Here is a 23,353-nt window from a genome sequence, read left to right as displayed (position 1 = left end):
GTTATGAATTTTCTTGTTAAATTCAAGAATTTTATCAAAGTCCTTTTAGTATTGATAATTTCTCTTGTTTTTATGATTTATGATTCAAGTAGCATTCAAGGAAAAAGATCTGATAATTTTTTGTTTTTTACCGTTAATTCTTATATTCAAAATAAAATGCATGGAATTTTTAGCTTTATTTCTAATGTTTTTAAAACCGTAAATGAATACAAGAATTATAAGGATAAAATAGAATTTTATAAAAAAAGGATACAGCAACTTGAAATAGTGACTCAAAATATACAATCATTAAGGCAAGAGAATGTTCGTCTTAAAGAACAATTAAATTTTTATTCGTCAAGTTCTAGCAATTTTATTTCAGCAGAGATTATATATTTAAATTATTCAAATATATCGACGTTAATGGCCATTAATAAAGGATTTAATGACGGGATAGAAAAAGATATGATAGCAGTTGCATATCAGGATGGGTTTAGTGGCCTTGTAGGCAAGGTTGTAAAAGTTTATTCTAATACTGCTAAAATTTTGCCTTTAACTAATTATGAAAATTTTGTGTCGGCAAGGATTCAAAGTAGTAGGTTTATAGGTCTTATTGAAGGCAATGGCTATGGTAAAAAACTTGAAATGAATTATGTTAATAAACTTGCTGAAAAAGATTTAAAGATAGGTGATTCTATTGTTACTGCTGGGTTTAGTGAATATCCAGTTGGCATTTACATTGGAAAGATTGCAAATTTTCATATTCTTGATTATAATTCTCTTTTAAAAATAGAAGTAGAGCCGGCTATAGTTTTAGATAAGCTTGAATATGTTTTTCTCGTTAAAAATAACAAAGAGATTAGTGAGTAATGGTAGCATTTTTTACATATTTTATTTCCAGTGCATTTTTAGGTATAATTTCCCAACACTATTTTGCAACTTATTTTTATTTTTCAATAGATATTTTTTTAATTTTTTTAGTTTTTAATTCTTTAAATTTTATTTTTAATGTAGGATTATTATCTGGCATTTTATATGGTCTTCTTATGGATTATTTTACAGGATTGCCACTGGGATTTTTTGTTTTTGGATATACGCTAATATTTTATTTTAACAACAAAATAAAGTTATTAATGCCTAAGAATATGCTTAGTGTGACAATATTTTTTATTCTTTCAAAAATTATATTATGGTTTTTGGCCGTCATATTTTATGATTTTGTAGATTTAAAATCTTTTAATTATTCAGTTTTTAATCTTGACCTTGTTGTAAATATAATGTTTATTAACTTTTTATATCCAATTCAAAGTTATTTTACTAGAAATTTTTATGCTTTTAAAGAGGATTATTAGTGGGTGTTATAAAAAATTTTAGATACAAATTTGGCATATTATTTTTAATAATAATTATGTTGCTTTATTTGGCAATTTTATTTCAAATGCAAATTGGTAAGCATTTGTTTTACGATAGGGAAGCTAATGTTTTTTTAACAAGGTTGGAAAAAATCAATGCTTCAAGGGGTGAGATTTTAGATTCTAATTCCAATATTTTAGCAAATAATTTAACTATGTTTATTCTAAAGATAAGTTTACAGCAGTATTATAATATGCCTGTTGCTACTAGGGTTGAGATGATAGACTTTTTATCAAGCACTCTAGATATTGATAAATCAATTATTTTATCTAAGCTTCAAGAACCTGGTGGGTATCTCAAAGATGTTGAAATAATTGAACTTACTCCAAAGATGTTGTTTAAAATTTCTGAAAAAAAGTTTTATTATCCCGCTCTTTTATGGACTTATTCTTTTAAGCGTAATTATTTAGTTGACGATTCATATTCACATTCGATCGGTTATGTTGGTCAAATAAATCAAAGAGAGCTTAGAACGTTTTACAATGTTAGTGGGTATGATAATACTTCTACGATTGGAAAGTTAGGTATTGAGCAAGTTTATGATAATTATATTAGAGGGCAAGAGGGATTAATTAAATACAGGGTGGATTCTAAAGAGAGAAGAATAGACGATGGTTCTATTATAAGGAATATGGTACCAGGTAATGATGTTGTACTTAATATTAATAAAGATGTGCAAGATCTTGCCAAGAATGCTTTAGGAAAAAGGCATGGCTCTATTGTGGTGTTAAAACCATCAACAGGCGCTATTCTTGCTCTTCACAATTATCCTTATTATTCTATGACTGATGTTTACAATAAATATAATAAAGAAGATTACTCTTTTTTAAATAAATCAATTCAATCTGTTTATCCACCAGCATCTATTTTTAAATTAGTTGTTGCTGCTGCTATTCTTGAAGAGGGGGTTATAGATAAAGATCGTAAAATTTATTGTCCTGGATATTTCAAAGTTGGAAATAGAATTTTTCATTGCTGGAAACCCGGTGGTCATGGGTATGTTAATTTAGAAGAGGCTGTTGCGCATTCTTCTAATGTTTATTTTTATACACTCGGACTTAAGTATCTTGGGGTTGATAGAATTAGAAAATATGCAAAAGAATTCGGGTTTGGAGAAAAAACAGAAATTGATTTGCCAAATGAAGTATCCGGTCTTCTTCCTAGTCCTGAGTGGAAAGAAAAAACTTTTAATCAGCCTTGGGTAGGGGGAGATACTGTAAATTTTTCAATAGGTCAGGGATTTTTGAATGCTACTCCTATTCAGATTGTTAATATGGTTGCCATGATCGCAAATGAAGGTGTTGTATATAAGCCTAGAATTGTAAATAAAATTTTAAAGGGTGGTACTAATGAAGTTCTTCTTGAAAATAAGCCAGAAATACTAAGAAAGACAAATCTTATCAGTAAGAATACATTTAAGCTTCTGAAAAAATATATGAGAAGTGTTGTAACCTATGGTACAGCAAAATATGCAGTTATTACAAAAGCTGTTAAGGTTGGAGGCAAAACAGGTACTGGTCAAACTGGCATAGATGGTTTTGAAAATAGTTCTTTTATTGGGCTTGCTCCTTATAACGATTCATCTGATGATCAAATTATTGTTTTTAGTTTGGTTGAGGCAAAAAGCAATGTAGATTGGTGGCCTGCAAAATCTACAGATTTAATAATGCAAGGTATTTTCGCAAATCAAAGTTATGAAGATATTCTTAAAGGTTATAGGCCATGGTATATTAGGTAGATTAATGGCTTTTAGAAAAAATTATGATTATTCAGCTTTGATAAGCTTATTTATAGTTTCTTTTGTTGGTATATTGTTGATTTATTCCAGCGATTATAATATTAATGGATCTTTAATTAAGAATGAATATATAAAACAAACCTTTTGGGTAATTATTGGATTTTCCATAATTTTTATAGTAGGTAAATATGATTTAAAATTTGTTTATAGCATGGTATATCCTTTATATTTTTTACTAATATTGGCTTTAATTTTTACTGCACTTTTTGGAATAACTGTAAACGGAGCAAGGTCTTGGATTGGTATATGGCAACTTGGGGGGCAACCTTCTGAATTTGGTAAAGTTATTATTATTTTAACCCTTTCAAAATTTTATACTGAAAAAAAAGGTCACAATGAATTTTTAATTTTTATTGCTGCATTTTTGTTAATTTTTCCAGCGGTAATTCTTATATTGTTGCAGCCCGATTTTGGTACAGCGATAGTATATTTAACCATTTTTATATTTATTTCCTTTTTTGCGGGAATAGATTTACATTATGTTTCAGCATTTGCGTTAATAGGATTTTTTTCTTTTGTTTTTGCAATTTTACCAGTTTGGTATGAATATAAGGTGAATATGGGTAATGTATTTTATCTTATTTTATCAAATCCTTTCTATTTTAGAGTAATGATGGGAGTGTTGCTTTTAATACTTTTGATTTCTGTTCTAGGATTTTTTATTGCTAAGTATGGCCTTAGTATTAAGATAATTTATTTTTATGTGTTTTTTGCAAGTTCTATTTTATTAGTTTCAATAGTTTTTTCAAAAGTCCTTTCAAAGTTGATGAAAACTTATCAGATTAAACGGTTTTTGGTATTTTTAGATCCGGCTATTGATGCTAAGGGTGCTGGTTGGAATTTAAATCAAGTTAAGATAGCAATTGGTTCTGGGGGTCTTTTTGGTAAAGGATTTTTAAAAGGTCCTTATACCCATGCTAATTATGTGCCGTCTCAGAGCACAGATTTTATTTTTTCTATTCTTGCTGAAGAATTTGGATTTTTGGGCGTTAGTACGATTTTAATATTATTTTTTTTTCTTTTTTTTAAATTTTTGATAATAATGAATAAAAGTCAAGATAGGTATATGGCTTTAGTAATATCTGGAATTTTGGGACTTTTATTTTTTCATACCTCTTTTAATGTTGGAATGTCTTTAGGGATTCTTCCTATTACCGGAATTCCTTTTCCTTTTCTCTCTTATGGAGGTTCTTCGACTATTACATTTTTTTTAGCAATGTCTTTTTATTTTAATATTGAATCAATAGTTGCTATGGATTAATTTATTTTTTTGTTTTCTTGTCTCTATTTTTTTAGAAAATTTTTTTGTATATTTTAATTTAGGAATTAAGTATTTGGGGTACTTATTTTCGTAAAAATTGTGAATGTAAATTTCAATTTTTTAATAAAAATTTTAATAAAAATTAAAAGATCAAAGGTACTGTTGTGAGTAAAGATTTAGATAAAGAAGATGTTCTTTATAAAAAAAGACATTCAATAGCCCATGTTATGGCAGAAGCTGTGTGTGATTTATTTCCAAATACTAAGATTGCAATAGGCCCCCCCATTAAAGATGGTTTTTATTATGATTTTGAATTTAAAAAGCAAATTACAGAAGATTCTCTTTTGGATATAGAAAATAGAATGAGGGAGATTTTAAAAACCGGTAGTTCTTTTGAAAAAGAGGTAATAAGCGTAGAACAGGCTCTTGAAATTTTTAAAGATGAGCCCTATAAGATTGATTTGATTAAAAATTTTGATTTACAAAATGAAATTTCTATTTATAAGAGCCATAATTTTGTAGATCTTTGTAGGGGGCCTCATGTTGACAATATGAATAAAATTGATCCTAAGGCATTTAAGCTTACTAGTATTGCTGGAGCTTATTGGCGAGGTAATGAAAAAAATACAATGCTTACCAGGATTTATGGAACTTTATGGAATAATGAAAAAGAGTTAAGATCTTATCTTAATTTGAGAGAGGAAATAAAAAAAAGAGACCATAGAAAGCTTGCAAAAGAGCTCGATTTGTTTTCTATTCATGAAGAGATTGGGCCAGGGCTTATTTTTTTTCATCCTAATGGGGCCAAAATAAGAGCTTTAATAGAAGATTTTTGGAGAGAAGAGCACTCTAAAAATGGGTATGATATTCTTTTTACTCCTCATGTTGGTAAATCTTGGCTTTGGCAAACTTCTGGTCATTTAGATTTTTATAAGGATAGCATGTTTGAAAAAATAGAAATGGATAAGAATGATTATTATCTTAAACCCATGAATTGTCCTTTTCACATTGCAATTTATAATACAGGCAAGCATTCTTATAGGGATTTGCCATTTAGATGGGCTGAGCTTGGTACTGTGTATCGCTATGAAAAGATAGGTGCTTTGCATGGCATGATGAGAGCTAGAGGATTTACCCAAGATGATGCTCATATTATATGTACTCATTCGCAAGTTGCGCATGAGATTAAGGAAGTTCTTAGGTTTGCTATTCATATGTGGAATAAATTTGGGTTTAACAGCTTAAAAGCGTATCTTTCTACAAAGCCTGACAAGTCTGTTGGGAATGATGCTGATTGGGAAATGTCTTTAAAGGTTCTTGAAGAGACTTTAAATGATTTTCAAGTTCCTTATGAAATCGATAAAGGGGGTGGGGCTTTTTATGGACCCAAAATTGATCTTAAGATAGTTGATTCGCTTGAGAGAGAGTGGCAGATGAGTACAATTCAATTTGATTTTAATCTTCCCGAAAGATTTAATATGGCTTATACTGCTGAGGATGGCAAAGAAAAAAGACCGTTTATGGTTCATCGAGCTTTGTTGGGCTCTATTGAGAGATTTTTTGGAATTCTTGTAGAGCACTATGGCGGAGCCTTTCCTTTATGGTTGTCCCCTATTCAAGTAGTAATTATTCCCGTTAATAATGTTGTGGAGGATTATGCTAGTAAGGTTTTTGATAAATTTAAAAATGCGGGGATTAGAATAAAGCTTGATAATAGTTCTTCAAGAATGAATGCTAAAATTAGAGAATACCAGGCTAAAAAAGTACCTTATATGTTTATAATTGGTGAGAGAGAAGCAGCAGAAAGCAAAATATCTATTAGAACAAGAACAAATGAGCAAATAAATGAAATTGAACTTGATGAGGCTCTTAAATTTATTTTATTAAAAATAAAAAATAAGGAGATTTGATAAATTGAATAATTTAATCAAGTTTATTACTCCTAATAAAATAACATTGGTTAGGATTATGCTTTCCTTTATTATATTGATTTTATTTTTTTTAGAAAATATATTTTTTCCATATTTGTTTTTTGGGATTATTTGGGTTTTAATCATTTTTAATGAATTTACTGATTTTATTGATGGGTATCTTGCAAGAAAATATGGTCTTGTAAGCAATGTGGGTAAAATTTTAGATCCTTACGCGGATGTCTTGCAGCATTTAACGTATTTTGTTTTTTTCTTTTATAAAGGCATAACCCCTTATTATTTTTTTGTAATATTTATTTATCGAGAAATTTCTATTGGTTTTGTTAGAAATTTAATTATTCAGTTCAATATAGTTCAACAGGCTAATTTTTTGGGAAAATTAAAGTCAATTCTTTATGCTGTTTGTACTTTTGCAAGTCTTTTGTTTTATACTTTAAATCAACTCAACTTTATAGACCCGATTCAAAATTTTATTAGTTACATTTTAAGCTTTGAATTCAAATTTTTGCTTATTGTTCAAGCAGCGTATATTTGTGCTTCTTTTTTTGCAATTTTGTCGTTTTTAGATTATTTGCTAATATTCTTGAATGTAAAAAAATATGAAAATAAATAAGGCATTAATTTTATTATTTTTATTTACAAAATTTTCTTTTATTCAAGCTCAAGTAAGTCAAATATTAACAGAAATTAGTCCAGTTACCATTTTAAGTAAAAATGGTAAAGAAAGTGTTTATTTAAAAGTCAGCAAATCTTCTGATTATATTTTAACTCTAGATAAAAATTCAAATTCCGATTTTGTTTTTAAAATTTATGATATTTCTAACAAAAAGTACATAACTAATAAAATAAGAAGAAGAGATTTTAAAATAAGGTTAGATAAAAATTCTCTTTATGCAATAATATATGTTGGTATTAAAAATGAAAACATAAAGTTTTCGCTTACAGATTTAGATTTTTCAATTTTAAATAGCGATTCTTTAAAAGCTAAAACATCTAAAATTGAAAAAGAAGATTTATTTTTTACCCTAAAAGATTTGCCTATTTTGGATTTAACTACTAAGCTTAAAAAGTATGTGTTAAGGATTTATAAAAGCAATATCTATATTGCTTATCAGTTGGAAAATAGCGATGACATTAAAGTTGCTGAGTTTATTGAAGATGTTGGTTGGTTTAATCTTGATTCATCAGTTAATGGCAATATTATTAATATAGTTAATTTTGATTTTTCAATTAATTCAAAAGGAAATTTGTATATTGCTTTTGTTACAAAATCAGGATCTGATTTTGCTAGCGAGATTATAGTTAAAAAATTTAATAGTAGAAAATGGATTGATATTAGTCCTGGATACATAGAAAATTTTGGTTCTTTATTAAATATTAGCATTGATTTAAAAGATAAGTTGTATTTGGCTTATTTAAGGGAAATTAAAGGTGAATATAAAATAAATTTAATTTCAAATATGGGTCATGGAAGTATTTGGACCGATGTAATCCACTCTTATTTAAGCAAAGGTGATTCTAATGTTAATTCATCAAATATTGGACTAATATCTGAGCCTTTTTTGGGTATTTTGTATAATTATAGGGCAAATAATGAGATTAGATCTGAATTTATTGTAAACAGTGAGAATGCTTGGGTAAATGCAAATATTCCTTCTGTTTATATGGCTAATTTTATTAAAGGGTTTTTTGATTCCAATTTTAATCAAATAATTATGAGTTTTGTTTCTGAGAATAGGCCGATTGTAAATATTTGTTCTTTTAAAAGCAATAAATGGATTAATATAAGTCCTAAAGTTAAAATGGAAGGTTTAAGTATTGATCTGGAACTTTATAAAAACAAATTGTTTTTAGCTTTTGAAGATAATAATAATGTGAGATTAATTTATTTTAAGAATAAGAATTGGTATTTTTTAAATAAATTGGAGTATTTTAAGAGTGGTGTTAATAGTCCTCAGATTGGAATTTATGGGAATAAGGGGTTTGTAATCTCTACCTTAGGCCCTAGCTCTAACAAGTTATTTTTTACTTTGGTTTGCCAATGAAAGTAGTTCAAAGTAAGGCCTAATTTCAAGATTTTCTTTTAATCCAAATTGATTGATTATGTTTTCAATTTCTTTTTTTGCTAAATCTATTTCGTTTTGATTGTTAATTATTTTTTCTATTTCTAGAAAAAATCCAAGATTTTTTATTTCGTTTATCTCTACATTTAAATTATTAGTTTGATAAATTAAACTTTTTTTTATCTTTTTGTATAGTTTTTTGAATTTTAACTCTTTTATAAGGATTAAAAAATTATTAACATTATCTATTTTGAATTCCATCTCTTTATTAATTTCTATACTTTTTTTTTTGTCTAATATTTTTTTTTTAAATGTAACAATTTTTTCTAGAGTATTTAATTTTCTTATTCTTATAATTTTTTTTTGGTTTGAGTAATAGATGTCAGTTTTTATTTCTTCTTTAATAAACTTTAATTTTGCATTTGCTAGTTTAATAATTCTTTTTAAGTCTTTTGGAGGAATAAGCGCTTTTGATTCTATTTCGAACATATATTAAAAATAATGTAATTATGATAATATTTCAATGTTAAAATATTATTCCCATATAAGATGGATTTTTAATAATTTAAACGACTTTTTATATGATATGTTGAAATTTGAATTTAGCGACAGATTTTTGCTTTTTAGTTATTTTGTTTTAATTATGCTTATAGGCTCTTTTTTGTTAATGCTGCCTATTTCTTGGAAAGGTGATGGCAGATTGGCATACATTGATGCTCTTTTTACCGCTGTTTCTGCTGTAAGTATTACAGGTCTTGTAACGGTTGAAATAGAAAATTTTTCTACTTTTGGATTTATTTTGATAATGTTACTAATCCAGCTTGGGGGATTAGGATTTATAAGTATTACCACTTTTTATTTGCTTATACCTAAAAAGAAAATGAATTTAACAGATGCAAGAATAATAAAACAGTATTCCCTTTCAAATATAGAATATAATCCTATTAGAATTTTAAAAAGCATATTGTTTATAACTTTTTCAATTGAAATGATAGGTTTAATATTAATACTTATTTGTTTTAAACTTAGAGGGGTTAATATTTCATTCCTAGAAGCCTTATTTACGACAATTTCTGCTTTTTGCAATGCAGGGTTTTCCATGCATTCTGAGAGCATTTATGCATGGCGAGATGTTCCTGAGGCTATAGTTGTAGTTTCTATTTTAATAATTTGTGGTGGGCTTGGATTTATGGTCTATAGAGATGTAAATAATACTATTAAGAACAAAAAAAAACTATCACTTCATGCTAAAATAGTTTTCTCTTTAAGTTTTGCTTTAATTGTAATTGGTGCGATTTTATTCTTTTTTACAGAGATGCATAAGTTAGAAGATGGTTATTCAATAGGTACTCTAATATTTAATTCAATTTTTTATTCAATTAGTACCAGAACAGCTGGTTTTAATTATCTTGATAATTCTTTGATAAGCGGAAGAACTCAAATAGTTTCTCTGCCATTCATGTTTATTGGTGGAGCACCCGGATCAACTGCAGGAGGAATTAAGATCACAACGTTTTTTTTAATTGTATTGGCTGTTGTTAAAAATCAGAATGGCAATGGATATATTATTGGGTCTTACAAGGTTTCAATAGATAGTATAAGATTTGCACTTTTATTTTTTGCAAGGGCTATTTTTATTGTAAGTTTTTCCTTTTTTATGCTCCTTTTTTTTGAGGGAGTATCTGGCAATTGGAGGGTTATTGATTTGGGTTATGAAGTGTTTTCTGCTTTTGGAACAGTTGGTCTTTCAGTTGGAGTAACTCAGGATTTGTCATTTTGGGGTAAAGTCATTATAATTTTTACTATGTTTGCAGGACGAATAGGGCTTTTTTCGATGGCTGTTTTTGTTTCAAAAAAATCACGTTTTGAAGAATTTACAAGGCCAAGGCAAGATATTTTGGTTGGTTGAAGCATATGAAAACATTTGTTATTATTGGACTTAGTAATTTAGGAATTCATTTGCTTGAAGATTTAAGCAGACTTGATTGTCAAATTATTATTATAGATACATCTAAAGAGCTTATTGAAGAATATGATGTGATATCTACGGAAAGCTTTGTTGTTGAACAATTCACCAAAAATGCTTTAAAAAGAATAATTCCCATAGATACAGATGCTGTTGTGATTGACTTTGATGATGATCTTGGCAAAAGCGCTCTTGTAACTCACTATTGCAATCTTTTAGGTTTAAAAGAAATATGCGTTAAGACAGAGAATAGAGATGATGCTGAAATATTAAAGACTCTTGGTGCAACGAAAATTATATTTCCAAGTAAAGATGCTGCAAGAAGATTGACCCCATTATTAGTATCTCCCAATCTTTCAACTTATAATATTATTGGATATGATATTATTGTTGCTGAAACTGTTATTCCTAAGGAATATGTTGGAAAAACCCTTTTTGAGGCTGATCTTAGAAGAGAATGTGGGATTACAGTTATTGCTGTTAGGAACTTAAGTAATTCTAGATATGAATTTGTTGATGGTGATTATTTTTTTTTAAAAGATGATAAAATTGTAATTTGTGGGAAACCAGATAGTATTGAAAATTTTACAAACAATAAAGATTTAATTAAAGATTTAATCTCGGTTTCTAAAGAGGATGAAAATTTAAATAAAGATTCTGAAAAGAAATCAAAATTTGTAGGGATTTTTAATTTTATGAAAATTTTTAAAAAAGATCATAAGGATAATTAGGATTTAAGAATGGCTAAAATTATTCCTGTAGCAAGTGGCAAGGGCGGAGTAGGAAAAACATCTTTTGTTGCAAATGTTGGCTATAAGCTCTCTAGTTTAGGTAAAACTGTAATACTTGTAGATCTTGATCTTGGGGGTTCTAATTTACATACGTGTTTGGGTGTTAAAAATAAGGGTGTGGGCATTGGTTCTTTTATTAACAAAAAGGATAAAAATTTTTCAGATTTAGTATGTAAAACATCTTACGATAAGCTTTATCTCATTCCGGGTGATGCTCTTTATACGGGAACAGCTAATCTTTCTTTTTCTATTAAGAAAAAGATCATAGAATCTATTCAAAAAGACCTTGTTGCTGATTTTATTTTTTTAGATTTAGGCTCTGGTACTTCTTATAATACAATAGATTTTTATTTAGCATCTTATAGTGGCATAATTGTTACGGTACCAGAAACGCCTTCTATACTTAACGCTTATTCTTTTTTAAAGAATGCTCTTTATCGTCTTTTATATTTGAGCTTTCCTCAAAAAAGTCCTGAGCGCGATTATATTGGCAATTTTTTTAAAGATAAAATTGAAGGGACAAAACTTGGATTTAAAGATTTGGTTGTTGGGATCGAACTTATTTCTTTGAGTTCTTCTTTAAAAGTTAAGAAGATGATGAATAATTTTTATCCTAGGGTGGTGTTGAATAGAATAGAAACTAGCGAAGAGATTGCTATGTGTGAAAATTTGATTAATGTTGTTAAGAATAATATTAATATACCAATAGAGTTTATAGGCTTTGTGCCTTTTGCAAAAAGTTTTAGAGAGGCCATTAATAATAGGGTGCCATTTATTGATTTTGAAAAGAATTCAAAGTTGAATAAATATTTTGAATTCATAGCTGGCAATTTAATTAAATCTCCTGTTGAAGGGTCTCCTTATATTTATGATGACATATACGATATGATTAAAGATCAAAGTCAATTTATTAGAAAGTAATTGGGCTATAATACTATAAAGGAGTATTTGGTGTATAGAATTAAAAATGAAAATTTAGATTTTAAAATAGATAGCTTGGGGGAGTGCAAACAAAGCAATCCTTTGATTGATTTTTATGCTAGTGAAGGTTCATCGTACTTTGTTGATGAAAAAAATAAAATTAAGTTTAGTGTATATAGAAATGAGGATAAGGGAGATAAGCACGAAGATGTTCTTTTAGAAAAAGCTGGACCTAGAGAAAAAATTTATTTTGTGCCCAGACATGTTAAAGCTGCTATTACTACTTGTGGTGGGCTTTGTCCTGGTTTTAACGATGTTATTCGCTCTATTGTGAGAACTTTATGGAAGATTTATGGAGTTCGAAATATTTACGGAGTAAAATTTGGATATCAAGGACTTCTTCCTGAGTCAAATTCACCTTTTATTAATCTTAATCCAGATGTTGTTGACGATATTAATAAATTTGGAGGTACTATTCTTGGCTCTTCAAGGGGTGGTATTAAGCCTGTGGAAATAGTTGACACTTTAGAGAGAATGAACATTAATATGATTTTTAATATTGGTGGAGATGGCACTCAAAAGGGATCTCTTCTTATTGCTGAGGAGATAGAAAAAAGAAATTTAAAAATAGCAGTTGTAGGCATTCCTAAAACCGTGGACAATGATTTTATGTTTGTTCAAAAATCTTTTGGATTTGAGACCGCTGTGGAGCAAGCAGTTGCAGCTGTTGCTGGTGCTCATTTTGAAGCTAATAGTGCTTATAATGGCATTGGCCTTGTTAAGGTTATGGGGCGAGATTCAGGCTTTATTGCTGCTCATACTGCACTTTCGTCTAATGATGTTAATTTTTGTTTGATTCCAGAACTTGATTTTGACATAGAAGGGCCTAATGGATTTCTTGTGCATCTTGAAAGACGACTTTTAGAGAAAGAAAGCCTAGAAGAAATTCCTCATGCAGTAATATTAATAGCAGAAGGAGCAGGTCAAAAATATTTCGATCATTTTCCTCGCAAGAAAGACGATTCTGGGAATTTGCTTTATGAGGATATTGGACTTTATATTAAAGATAAAATTACAGAATATTTTAAAGCGAAAAATATACAATTTACTCTTAAATATATCGATCCTAGCTATATTATTAGAAGTTCACCTGCTAATGCTAGTGATTCGCTTTATTGTGCTAGACTTGGATCTAATGCTGTGCATGCGGCAATGTCTGGGAAGACTAAAATGTTGATTAGTTTGTGGAGTACTAAATTTGTTCATATACCGATTAAGATGGCGGTGATTGATAGAAATAAGGTTAATCCAAATGGTTCTTTTTGGAGAGATGTTCTTTCAAGCACAGGACAACCGATTAGTATGAAAAATTAATAAATTAATTAAACTTTTTTTATTTGGCGGCATTTCCAGCAATATTTAATATATCCCAGGTTCTTGAGAATGGTGGAGAATATGAAAAATCCATCATTCCCAATTCTTTTGTTGTAAGTTTTGAATATATTGCAATTGATAAAGCATGGGTTCTTATTACAGCTCCATTTTTTCCTATTGATTGTGCCCCAAGGATTATTTTGGTATTTTCCTCGTAAATTAATTTAATATAAAGATCTTCTTGCCCCGGATAATAATTTGTATGATTTTTATCCTTTACAAAAATCGTTTTATATTTTATTTGAAGTTTTTTTGCATCTTTTTCTGTAAGTCCAGTTCTTGCAGCCTCTAAAGATAGTATCTTAATTGAAGCTGAGCCCAATGTGCCTTCAAATGGAACGCGATTTCCAGCTAAATTTTCACCAACTATTCTGCCAAGCTTGTTGGCTGTTGTTGCTAGGGGTATGTATTCATTTTTTTTGCTCGCTATATTATAAATAGTTGCACAATCTCCTGCAGAAAAAATATTTTTTATGCTAGTTTCGCCATACTCATCTACAATTATTGCTCCATTTGGAGTAGTTTTAAGCTGATTTTCCAAAAATTTGGTAGCTGGTTTTATTCCAGTAGCAAGTATAACAACGTCAGCTTGATAAGTATTTTTGTTTGTTATTACCCCTTCTACCTTTTTTTCTCCTATTAAACTTTTTACAAATTCACTTGTATGAAGATCAACTCCTTTTTTTATTAGTTCTTCCTCCATTATTTTGGCTATATCCTCGTCAAAGGAATCTATGAGAATGTGTTTGTCTAGTTGAATCAATCTTACATTTTTTCTTTTATTTTTTGCTGCTTCTATCATTTCAATTCCAATATATCCAGCACCAATTATTACTATATTTTTAATATCTTCGTTATCCATTAATTTTTTTATTTCTTGACCGTCTTCTAAATTTCTCAATGTATAGAAATTTTTTAGATTGATATTATTGATTGCTGGGATAATAGGGTTTGCGCCAGTTGCTATCATGAGCTTGTCGTAAGTATTGTTAAAAGTGGCACCTGTTTTATGATTTTTTATTACAATTGTATTGGTTTTTACATTTACTTTGATAACTTCATGGTTAATTTTAACAGAGATGCCAGTTTTTTCAAATTCTTCTTGTGTTCTTGAGATCATTATATTTGGATTGTCAAAAAATCCTCCTATAAAGTAAGGCAGACCACAAGCCCCAAAAGATACAATATTTGTTTTTTCATAGATAGTAATATCTAGTTCTTTGTTTAGGCGTTTTGCTTTAGCTGCTGCACTAGTTCCTGCTGATGTGCCCCCAATAATTATTATTTTCATGATTGTTTCTCCGTTTATTTGGTTGTAGACTCTTTTTCGTTGTAGATATTGTGATCAAATTGTTTAAGCCATTTAGCAGATATAACGCCGGCAAGCATTGAGTCGCTAACATTAACTGCTGTTCTTCCCATGTCAATTAAAGGTTCAACAGATATTACAAGCCCTACCAATCCTACTGGAAAGTTCAATGCCGAGAGTACCATTAATGAAGCTGTTGTTGCGCCTCCCCCAGCGCCAGCAACTCCAAATGAAGTTATTATTATTAATCCAAGAAGTGTAAGTATAAATGAAGCATCTGTGGGATTTATTCCTTGAGTTGGTGCTATCATTATTGCAAGCATAGCTGGATGCAATGCTGCACAACCATTTTGTCCAATTGATGTTCCAAAGGAGCTTGATAAGTTTGCTATTCCTTCGCTTACTCCCAGGTTTTTAGTTTGAATTTCTATATTAATGGGTATGGTTGCAGCACTAGATCTAGATATGAATGCAAATGTTAGTGCTGGAGATATTTTTTTTATAAAAGTAATTGGGTTTAATTTGTTTATTGTAATTAATGCCATATGCATAATAAATGTAAGACCTATGGCAATGTAGGAAGCAATTACAAATTCTCCAAGCTTTATTATGCTTTGGATTTCGCTGGTTGCTGTAATTTTTGTCATTAAAGCCAATATAGCATAAGGCGTTAGTTTTAAAATTAAAGTTACTATTCCCAATATTGTGTCTTGAAGTGTTAATATTATTTTTTTAAAAAATTCTATTGATTCTGGTTTTTTGATAGATGTTTTAAGGGCTGCTATTCCTATTATGGCTGAGAATATTACAACACCGATTGTTGAGCTTTTTCGAAGTCCCGCTAAATCTTCAAATATATTTTGTGGAATAAGTTCTGTAATTTTTTTTGTAATTGGTGTTTGGTTTAATACTTCAAGGCCTTTTTCTAATGTTTCACCTTGTAAAATTTCACTGGCTTCCGCTTGCAGTCCTTCAGCTGTTAATCCTAACGTTAAAGCAGTGAAAATGCCAATTATAGCAGCAATGCCTGCTGTAAATACCAGTGTTAATATTACTAATAAGCTCATTCTTCCAACGTCTTTGCTGTTAGTTAATTTTATTATTGCAGAGATTATTGATGTTATTATTAAAGGAGTTATAACCATTTTAAGAAGCCTTACGTATCCTTCACCTAAAATATTTATCCAACTGATAGTTTCGTTTGTTATAGATGAATTTGTGCCATAAAAATATTGTATAGACATCCCAAATGCTACTCCTAGTCCTAATGATATAAACACTCTTTTTGTAAAAGAAACATTTTTTCTTTTACAAAAATAAACCATTCTTATTAGAATAAGCATTATTATAATATTGATTAATGTATATAATATACTTATATTATCCATTCTTACCTCTTATATAAGCTTAGTGCATTCTTTTTAAACTTAGGGTTATATATTCAAAATTAATTAATCTTGTTTTAAGATTTTTTCAGAATAAGATTTTATTACTTCATCTTCAAAAGTGTTATTCTCTAGGATTTGATTTGCAAGAATTTTTCCTAGCTGAACCCCTTCTTGGTCGAATGAATTTATATTTAATAAAAATCCTTCAAACATTACCTTATTCTCATAATGAGAGAGTATTGATCCTATTGCATAAGGTGTTAATTCTTTTGAATATATTAGTGCAGAAGGCCTTTCGCCTTTAAAATTTTTATTTTTGTTGACATTTTCTTTGCCTTTTGAAAATGCTATTATTTGTGCTATTAAATTTGCTTTTAATTTGTCATTGCTTGAGCTGTTATCAGATATTACATCTTCTTTAAGTTGTGTTTCATTAAAACCTATGAAATCCATTGGTACTATATCTGTTCCTTGATGAAGCATTTGAAAGAATGAGTGTTGAACATCCGTTCCAATGCCTCCCCAAATTATTCTTACAGTTTTATATTTTATCGGTTCGTTAAATCTATTTACACTTTTCCCATTGCTTTCCATTTCAAGTTGTTGTAAGTGAAGATAAAAACTTTCCATTGCTTTAGAATAAGCAATGATGCAATTGCTACTGTATTTTAGAATATTTCGCTCGTATATACTAATTAATGCTGCTAAAAGAGGCGCATTGTCTTTTATGTTTTTATTTAATGATTTTTTGTCAGCCCTATTGGCTCCTTTTAGAATTTCTTTTACAATTTTTTTTGTGAAACAAAGGGTAAGCAGTGTAAGTCCAACTGCCGATGTTGGAGAAAATCTTCCGCCTATTGATTCATGCATAAAAAAATATTCAAGATATCCTTTTTCTTCTACTGCCAACATGCTGTCTTTTAACGTTATAATGACCAATTGTTTTTTATATTCTTTTATGCCATTTGATTTTAATTTATTTATTAAGAATTGCATATTAGCTTTGGTTTCTAATGTATTTCCACTTTTTGAGACAATAATAAAGAGCGTTTCATCAACATTAATGCTGTTTAGTATTTCTTCTGATTCGTCTGGATCAATGTTTGAAATAAAATAACCATTCATTAAGGCTAGATTGTGTTTTTTTGCATAATTTTTTATTGAGTTGTAAAGAGCTTTTGGTCCTAGACTGGATCCACCAATTCCTATTTGAACTACATTTTTAAATTTTTTACCATTTGTACTTTTAATGTTCCCAGAATGAATTTGCTTTGCAAAATTATATATTTTTTCAAGTTCTGATTGGAAAAACTCTCCCATATTTTCTTTATTATCTTCTATTACATCCTTGCCAATTTGTCCTCTTGTAAGGTGATGTAGGACTTTTCTATTTTCACTAATATTGATCTTTTCGCCATCAAGAACTTTTTTGTATTTTTCTATTAAATTTGCTTCATCGCTTAAATTTTGAAAAATTTTAAGATGGTTTTCATTAATTTGCTTTGAAGCGTAATTATAATGCACGCTTTCTCCTTCTATTGTAATGTCGTATTCTTTTATTCTTTTCCCAGTTAATGCAGTTTTGAGTATCTCTGGAGCAATTTTTTCAAGAATTTTAAAATTTTCAAGTTCATTAAGGTTTTTGTACTTTATCATAAACATGTTCCTTTTTGTTATAGTTTAAATTTTTTTATTTTTTCTTTTTCCACATATTTTTAATTTTTAAGATAATAAATTTAAGAAATCGTATTATCATATTGCTTTCAGAATAAATTTTTAAGTAAGCTTCACCTTCGTTTGCTTCACTTTTTGTGAATGATTTTCTAACATTATTCTCATCAAGTTCAATTTCAAGTAAAGTTTTTTTATTTTCAGTTGAGATTACCTTTACCTCAACTTCTTTATAGCCAATTTCTTTTAAGGCTTGATATCTTCTAAATCCCGCTATCAAATTTTTATTTTTATCTATTATTATTGGATAAATTAATCCATGTTTTATAATACTATTTTTAAGGGTTTCAATGTCTCCCACATTTTTTCTAATTCTTTTTTTTATTTTTATTTGATCGATATCTATTAACATATTGTTTTAATCCAATTGGACATCTTCTCCGTTGACGTCTTTATTGTTAATGTTTTCATTTTCATTGTTATTTAAATTTAATTCTTTTGTACTTTGTTCTTCGGTGTTTGTTTTATTAACAATGTCCTCATCTTTAACTTCTTTAGTATTTTCGATAATCATTTCTTCGTTATTATTGTAGTTGTTTAATGAATCTTGTTGTGATTTTTCATTTTCTATTTCATTTAAGGGTTCTTGAATGTTCATTTCAATTTGATCATCTTCATTTTTACGGTCATTATTGTTAATACTTTCAAAATCGTTATTATTGTTGATACTTTCAAAATCGTTATTATTGTTGATACTTTCAAAATCGTTATCAAGATATTCAAATTCAGGGGTATCAAAATTTATTTCATCGTTGTTATTAATCTCATCAATTCCATATATGTTAAATTCCATTGTATTTTTGAACTCTAGTTTATTTTCATAATATTTTGATTTTTCAATTGGCTGAGTACCAGAAATAAATAATTCATTTATTATTTTCTCGTCAGCAATTTCTTCTGGCAGTAGTCCTGTTTCTGCTTGTACGGGGATATTAATTATTCCTGCAGGTTTTTCAAAAACCTTTTTCGGTAAGTTTTTGTGATATTCTGCCATGAATTCTCCCCAGCTGGGTCCCGCCAATCCTGTTCCTGTTCCGGATGTTCCTAGTGAATATCCTTTTTTATCAAATCCAACCCAAAATGCTGTTGTTATATAAGGGGAGTATCCTATTGCCCATCCGTCTGCCCAATTTTGTGTTGTTCCCGATTTTCCAGCAATGTCAGATTTAAAATTTTTGAGATTTGTATATCTTTGATTTGCTAAGGTTCCGTATTGGATTGTTGATTTCATCATGTCCGTGATGATATAAGCAGCTTGAGGAGACACTATTTGATTTTGAGGTTCTTTGTTTTTTATTTTAGCCAATATACTTGCTTCTTCATTTGCTATTATTCTTCCAGCTCTGTCTTCAATATATCTTATCGCATAAGGTTCGATTTCGTTACCACTGTTTCCCAAAATTGCAAAGGCTCTTGCCATTTGGATTGGAGAAACCGATATTACACCGAGTGCTAGCGGATAAACTTTTGGAAATGTTTTTTCTATTTCTTTTGGATCTGCTATTCCTAACAGTTTTGAGGAATAGCTAATTGCAGAGTCAAAACCCAGCCTGTCTAATATTCTTAATGCTGGAATATTTAAGGACAAGGCTAATGCTTGACGTGTTAAAACGTTGCCTCTCCACTTGCCACCATAATTTCCTGGGGTATAAACTTCTCCGTCTTTATTTAGAAATGCTACCGGAGAATCTGAAAACATTGTGGCAGCTGTTATTTTTTTTAGATCAATTGCTGCTGCAAAGTATAATGTTTTGAATGCACTCCCAGGTTGAACTTTTGCTTGTGTGGCACGATTAAATTCATTGTCTTTGGCATGCCCGCTTCCCCCAACCATGGCTCTTATTGCTCCGCTTGTTGTGTCTATTGCTATCATGGCTCCTTCAGGCTGTGCAATGATTTTTGGTGTTAATTTATTTTTAATAATATATTCTTTTGTTGCCGCATCTATTTTATCAATGCCAAGTATGGCTCCAAAGCTTGCAATTAGATCAATATTGTCTTCGTAAAATTTCCTTTTTCTCAGTTTTTTATATTGCTTACCATTTATTCTTAAATTTTTAATTCCTAATAAATCTGATATTGCGTCTACTACGGGTACAATTTCTGAATTAATAATTATTGTTTCAGATGATCTGTTTAAATTATACATTGTTCTTGCTTTATTAATCATATCGTTTGTAACTTTATCTGCATATTTTTGTGCTTCAAGGTCAAGAGTTGAATATATTGAGTACCCATCTTTGTATATGTTAGCACCATCTGGTAAATATTTTAGTATTTTTTGTCTTATGTATTCAGAAAAATAAGGGGCTTGGTCTTGCTTGTTTGAAATTGCAGATGTATCGGCCATTCTAGTCCAATCATAATTTTGCCAATATTCATTAAATTCTTTTTCAGCAATTTCGGCTTTTACTATTCCATTTGATACAACTTGGTTTAAAACTGCACGTTGTATTTTTTTTGAAAAATTTGGATTGTAAAGTGGCGAATAAAGTTTTGCATTTGGAAGTTGTATTATCATCATTACAGATTCTGCTGTATTGATTTTATTTACGCTTTTTCCAAAAAAGAATTTTGATGCAGCGACTATTCCATAGTTACCGTTTCCAAAATAAACTTTATTAAGATACTTTTCTAATATCTCGTATTTTGAGAGTTTTTTTTCAAGTTGTATTGCCCACCATATTTCATGTAATTTCCTCAAAATAGATCTTCTTGCTTGATTTGTATAGAGAAGCTTTGCAAGTTGTTGGGTTAATGTGCTGCCGCCCGAGAAATATCTGCCAAGAACAATATTAAATGCAGCTCTAAATATTCCTATCAAGGAAAAACCTCGATGAGAAAAAAAACCAATGTCTTCTCGTATTAAAAGTGTATTAATTAGATTGTCAGGCATTTTTCTCAAGGGCATTAATTCTCTATTTTCATCAGATATAAATTGAGTTATTTGTTTTCCATTAATATCTAAAAGTCTTGAGGGGATTGCTGGGTTTACATATCCAAAATTTTTATCTTTTTGTATGTTTATAGTCTTAGATATTGCTAGTGACAGCGTAATAATGGAAAAACTAACTGTGAAATATGCTAAATAAATAAGTAGCTTATGCTTATTTATTTTTTTAGAATTAAGGTTATTTAAGTTCATACTTTTTACTAAAGTATACTATAAGTGTATAAGAATTAATAATATTATAAGTTGATTGTTATAGTGTAAAATTATTGTTATAATTTTACACTATGTAGACAGTATTTTTAAGTTTTGTTAATTAAACATATTTGTTTATTGAACATAGTGCTGCGATAATTGGGTGTGGGTGTGTCTTTGCTTTTAAGAGTAGATTTATTGAATCTTGGATTGTTGATTAAGTTTGTTTATAACTTTATTGGTTTAAGAGTGTTTAAAGCAGTTTGAAGGGTTTTTTAGTATTTTAAATTTTATATTCAAAAAAAGGAGAAAGGAGAGGTTTATGCTTTTATCCAGAAAAATAAGAGATTATGGAGCTAAGTACAGAGGCAAAGAAATTAAAATGAGTACAGAGATAAATAGTTTTTTAAATCTTCGCAATACTATTGAGATGAAAATAGGCGCTTATTCTGTGCTTGGAGTAATTTATTCTATTTCTATGGATTCTCTTAAACTTATTTTTCAAGAAGATACGGTATTGCCCGCTTTGGCTAAAAATAAAAATTTAGGTTCTATACAATTTAAAAAAAATTCAGATTCCAGGCATAATGCGGCTTTTTTCCCCTTTTTGTCTGTGAAACTATTAAGTGCTTCTGCCTATTCTTCTCAAGATAAGGAATACAATTTATTAACATTGGAATTTTTATCTCCTGTGCCAGAAGAGATTGCTATTAAAGTTGGAAAGCTCCTTGATTTAAAACTTGGTCAAAATCAGAGAATTCATGAGAGGATTATTGTTGACAAAGATTCTATTAGAAAGCTAAAAATCGATTCTGATAAAGCTTTTATTAAGTTTAATGGGTCAAAACATAAATGCTTAATAAAGGATTTATCTTATGGGGGTGCTTTAGTAATTTCTTCTTTTGATTATGGAGATGTGAAGGAAGATGCAATTGATTTGGTTTTTAGTTTTGAATTTATGGATAAAGAGATTTTTATTGAAGGTAGATCAAAAAGTTTAAGTGTTATTCAGACTCCCAATGGAAAGGTTTTTGCGCTTGGCATTGCTTTTGATGAGGATAAAATACCACTTGAATATACTATGTTAATTCATGATTATTTTAATTAATCAAAGTATTAAGCTTTTTTATATAACCTTATATAGAATTTGATTTTAATGCTTAGTTTAATTTTTATTAATGAATCTATTTAAACTGGCTTTTTTGGTTCTATTGTTTATTGAGTATCCAAGTTCTTCATCTTTTACGAATTCGCTAAGGATACGTTTGTAGTTATTCTCAGAATTGACTAGCTCTTTGTAAAGATTTTGTGCATATTCTTCAAGCGTATTAAATACCGTAATATTTTTCTTATCCCATAAGAAATTAAATAAATAGGATTTTAAAGTGGTTTTTGTGATAAGTATTTTTGTATCTTTGTTTAAATATCCTCTTATGTTATCTTGACTTTTAAATAAATAGACGGGAATTTTTGGCTTGTAATGCTCTATTATGTTTCCAGGCGATTTTTCTAATTCCATTTTTGTTTCTGCGTAATTTACCGAATATCTTCCTTTAAGTTCTTTTTCTATCATATTTTTTGTTATTGCACCTGGTCTTAATATTAGTACGTTATCTTTTAAATCAAATCCAATCACGGTTGATTCGATTCCAATATTAAAGTCTTTTTCCCCCGCCATCTTTATTATTCCTTTTACAAGTCCATTTAATTCTTTTAAGGCCATTTCAAAGTTTGTTGAACTTGGCCTTTTTGACATATTTGCAGATGGTGCCACTATGGGAACTTTAGATGCCCTGATTAGGTTTAAAGCTATTTTGTTTGCAGGAATTCTTATTGCCACTGTATCTAGGTTTCCACTTACAAATTTGGATATTTTTGGTGATTTTTTAAGAACATAAGTTAGAGGACCTGGACTAAACTTTTTTATTAGCATTAAAGCACTTTTGGGTATATGTTCTGATAATTCTTTTATTTTTTTTACGGTGTCAACATGAACTATTAAAGGATTGTTAATAGGTCGCTTTTTTACCAAAAAAATCATTTTTACGGCATCTTCGTTGTAAGCATCTGCACCAATTCCGTAAACTGTTTCTGTTGGAAATACAACAAGCTCTCCTGTTTTAATAAGTTTTGCAGCTTTATGTATTTGATTGCTGCGAATTATTTGTGTTGATATCATTTTTCAGACTTTTTTCTTTTTATTATAATTAAATCAAAAACATA

General features: G+C 29.1%; 19 protein-coding genes. 12 read left to right on the top strand and 7 right to left on the bottom strand.

Annotated features, from left to right (window positions below; translation table 11 throughout):
* Window positions 1–3: 3 nt before the first annotated feature.
* From mreC to QIA41_RS00625, 7 genes are all read left to right on the top strand, one after another.
* Window positions 4–849 (top strand): rod shape-determining protein MreC, encoded by an 846-nt coding sequence (gene mreC / locus QIA41_RS00655; protein ID WP_320292143.1) that lies wholly within the window; start codon window positions 4–6, stop codon window positions 847–849.
* The gene (gene mreD, locus QIA41_RS00650; protein WP_320292142.1) at window positions 849–1,331 is read left to right on the top strand and encodes a rod shape-determining protein MreD; all 483 of its coding nucleotides are present in this window, start codon (window positions 849–851) and stop codon (window positions 1,329–1,331) included. The genes mreC and mreD overlap by 1 nt, the downstream gene beginning before the upstream one ends.
* Window positions 1,331–3,130 carry a penicillin-binding protein 2 gene (mrdA, locus tag QIA41_RS00645; protein ID WP_320292141.1) on the top strand — a complete coding sequence of 600 codons (1,800 nt, stop codon included), beginning with the start codon at window positions 1,331–1,333 and terminating at the stop codon, window positions 3,128–3,130. The genes mreD and mrdA overlap by 1 nt, the downstream gene beginning before the upstream one ends.
* A gap of 4 nt (window positions 3,131–3,134) precedes the next feature.
* Complete coding sequence (gene rodA, locus QIA41_RS00640) at window positions 3,135–4,451, top strand: rod shape-determining protein RodA (RefSeq protein ID WP_320292140.1); 1,317 nt, start codon at window positions 3,135–3,137, stop codon at window positions 4,449–4,451.
* A 164-nt stretch (window positions 4,452–4,615) separates the two neighbouring features.
* Complete coding sequence (gene thrS / locus QIA41_RS00635) at window positions 4,616–6,361, top strand: threonine--tRNA ligase (protein ID WP_320292139.1); 1,746 nt, start codon at window positions 4,616–4,618, stop codon at window positions 6,359–6,361.
* Between the two features lie 4 nt (window positions 6,362–6,365).
* On the top strand, window positions 6,366–6,995 hold the full coding sequence (gene pgsA / locus QIA41_RS00630; protein WP_320292138.1) for a CDP-diacylglycerol--glycerol-3-phosphate 3-phosphatidyltransferase: 630 nt from the start codon (window positions 6,366–6,368) through the stop codon (window positions 6,993–6,995).
* Complete coding sequence (locus tag QIA41_RS00625) at window positions 6,982–8,427, top strand: hypothetical protein (protein WP_320292137.1); 1,446 nt, start codon at window positions 6,982–6,984, stop codon at window positions 8,425–8,427. The genes pgsA and QIA41_RS00625 overlap by 14 nt, the downstream gene beginning before the upstream one ends.
* Here QIA41_RS00625 and cyaB read toward each other — a convergent pair.
* Window positions 8,401–8,934 carry a class IV adenylate cyclase gene (gene cyaB / locus QIA41_RS00620; RefSeq protein WP_320292136.1) on the bottom strand — a complete coding sequence of 178 codons (534 nt, stop codon included), beginning with the start codon at window positions 8,932–8,934 and terminating at the stop codon, window positions 8,401–8,403. The genes QIA41_RS00625 and cyaB overlap by 27 nt on opposite strands.
* Before the next feature lie 97 nt (window positions 8,935–9,031).
* On the opposite strand from cyaB, the gene QIA41_RS00615 reads away from it, so the two are divergent.
* From QIA41_RS00615 to QIA41_RS00600, 4 genes are read left to right on the top strand one after another with little or no spacing between them, the layout of a single operon-like run.
* Window positions 9,032–10,354: a TrkH family potassium uptake protein gene (locus tag QIA41_RS00615; protein WP_320292783.1), complete on the top strand. Its 1,323-nt coding sequence runs from the start codon at window positions 9,032–9,034 to the stop codon at window positions 10,352–10,354.
* A gap of 5 nt (window positions 10,355–10,359) precedes the next feature.
* Entirely contained in the window at window positions 10,360–11,142 is a 783-nt protein-coding gene (locus tag QIA41_RS00610; RefSeq protein ID WP_320292135.1) for a potassium channel family protein, read from the top strand.
* Between the two features lie 9 nt (window positions 11,143–11,151).
* On the top strand, window positions 11,152–12,123 hold the full coding sequence (locus tag QIA41_RS00605; RefSeq protein ID WP_320292134.1) for a MinD/ParA family protein: 972 nt from the start codon (window positions 11,152–11,154) through the stop codon (window positions 12,121–12,123).
* A 30-nt stretch (window positions 12,124–12,153) separates the two neighbouring features.
* Window positions 12,154–13,497, top strand: a complete 1,344-nt coding sequence (locus tag QIA41_RS00600; protein ID WP_320292133.1) for an ATP-dependent 6-phosphofructokinase — start codon at window positions 12,154–12,156, stop codon at window positions 13,495–13,497.
* A 19-nt stretch (window positions 13,498–13,516) separates the two neighbouring features.
* Here the strand turns inward: QIA41_RS00600 and QIA41_RS00595 are convergent, their stop codons facing one another.
* The 5 genes from QIA41_RS00595 to QIA41_RS00575 form a co-directional block, all read right to left on the bottom strand.
* Window positions 13,517–14,848, bottom strand: a complete 1,332-nt coding sequence (locus QIA41_RS00595) for a CoA-disulfide reductase (RefSeq protein WP_320292132.1) — start codon at window positions 14,846–14,848, stop codon at window positions 13,517–13,519.
* Window positions 14,849–14,862: 14 nt separating this feature from the next.
* Entirely contained in the window at window positions 14,863–16,254 is a 1,392-nt protein-coding gene (locus QIA41_RS00590) for an L-cystine transporter (protein WP_320292131.1), read from the bottom strand.
* Window positions 16,255–16,317: 63 nt separating this feature from the next.
* Complete coding sequence (locus tag QIA41_RS00585; protein ID WP_320292130.1) at window positions 16,318–17,910, bottom strand: glucose-6-phosphate isomerase; 1,593 nt, start codon at window positions 17,908–17,910, stop codon at window positions 16,318–16,320.
* Between the two features lie 34 nt (window positions 17,911–17,944).
* A complete protein-coding gene (locus tag QIA41_RS00580) occupies window positions 17,945–18,337 on the bottom strand; it encodes a ParB N-terminal domain-containing protein (RefSeq protein ID WP_320292129.1) in 393 nt (130 codons plus the stop codon).
* A gap of 6 nt (window positions 18,338–18,343) precedes the next feature.
* Entirely contained in the window at window positions 18,344–21,130 is a 2,787-nt protein-coding gene (locus QIA41_RS00575; RefSeq protein ID WP_320292128.1) for a penicillin-binding protein 1A, read from the bottom strand.
* Between the two features lie 322 nt (window positions 21,131–21,452).
* Between QIA41_RS00575 and plzA the strand changes: the two genes are divergently transcribed.
* A complete protein-coding gene (plzA, locus tag QIA41_RS00570) occupies window positions 21,453–22,238 on the top strand; it encodes a c-di-GMP-binding receptor PlzA (RefSeq protein ID WP_320292127.1) in 786 nt (261 codons plus the stop codon).
* Between the two features lie 57 nt (window positions 22,239–22,295).
* On the opposite strand, the gene QIA41_RS00565 is transcribed toward plzA, so the two are convergent.
* Window positions 22,296–23,309 (bottom strand): L-threonylcarbamoyladenylate synthase, encoded by a 1,014-nt coding sequence (locus QIA41_RS00565; RefSeq protein ID WP_320292126.1) that lies wholly within the window; start codon window positions 23,307–23,309, stop codon window positions 22,296–22,298.
* Window positions 23,310–23,353: the final 44 nt, after the last annotated feature.

It is taken from the genome of Borreliella sinica (genome assembly GCF_033969665.2).
GTDB classification, from domain to species: Bacteria; Spirochaetota; Spirochaetia; order Borreliales; family Borreliaceae; genus Borreliella; species Borreliella sinica.
This window is presented reverse-complemented; position numbering and strand designations above follow the sequence as displayed.

Excerpts from the sequence above, each read along its gene's own strand:
- mreC (WP_320292143.1), top strand. The coding sequence starts at position 4 with ATGAATTTTCTTGTTAAATTCAAGAATTTTATCAAAGTCCTTTTAGTA.
- mreD (WP_320292142.1), top strand. The coding sequence starts at position 849 with ATGGTAGCATTTTTTACATATTTTATTTCCAGTGCATTTTTAGGTATA.
- rodA (WP_320292140.1), top strand. The coding sequence starts at position 3,135 with ATGGCTTTTAGAAAAAATTATGATTATTCAGCTTTGATAAGCTTATTT.
- QIA41_RS00625 (WP_320292137.1), top strand. The coding sequence starts at position 6,982 with ATGAAAATAAATAAGGCATTAATTTTATTATTTTTATTTACAAAATTT.
- cyaB (WP_320292136.1), bottom strand. The coding sequence starts at position 8,934 with ATGTTCGAAATAGAATCAAAAGCGCTTATTCCTCCAAAAGACTTAAAA.
- QIA41_RS00615 (WP_320292783.1), top strand. The coding sequence starts at position 9,032 with ATGTTGAAATTTGAATTTAGCGACAGATTTTTGCTTTTTAGTTATTTT.
- QIA41_RS00610 (WP_320292135.1), top strand. The coding sequence starts at position 10,360 with ATGAAAACATTTGTTATTATTGGACTTAGTAATTTAGGAATTCATTTG.
- QIA41_RS00605 (WP_320292134.1), top strand. The coding sequence starts at position 11,152 with ATGGCTAAAATTATTCCTGTAGCAAGTGGCAAGGGCGGAGTAGGAAAA.
- QIA41_RS00595 (WP_320292132.1), bottom strand. The coding sequence starts at position 14,848 with ATGAAAATAATAATTATTGGGGGCACATCAGCAGGAACTAGTGCAGCA.
- QIA41_RS00590 (WP_320292131.1), bottom strand. The coding sequence starts at position 16,254 with ATGGATAATATAAGTATATTATATACATTAATCAATATTATAATAATG.
- QIA41_RS00585 (WP_320292130.1), bottom strand. The coding sequence starts at position 17,910 with ATGATAAAGTACAAAAACCTTAATGAACTTGAAAATTTTAAAATTCTT.
- QIA41_RS00580 (WP_320292129.1), bottom strand. The coding sequence starts at position 18,337 with ATGTTAATAGATATCGATCAAATAAAAATAAAAAAAAGAATTAGAAAA.
- QIA41_RS00575 (WP_320292128.1), bottom strand. The coding sequence starts at position 21,130 with ATGAACTTAAATAACCTTAATTCTAAAAAAATAAATAAGCATAAGCTA.
- plzA (WP_320292127.1), top strand. The coding sequence starts at position 21,453 with ATGCTTTTATCCAGAAAAATAAGAGATTATGGAGCTAAGTACAGAGGC.
- QIA41_RS00565 (WP_320292126.1), bottom strand. The coding sequence starts at position 23,309 with ATGATATCAACACAAATAATTCGCAGCAATCAAATACATAAAGCTGCA.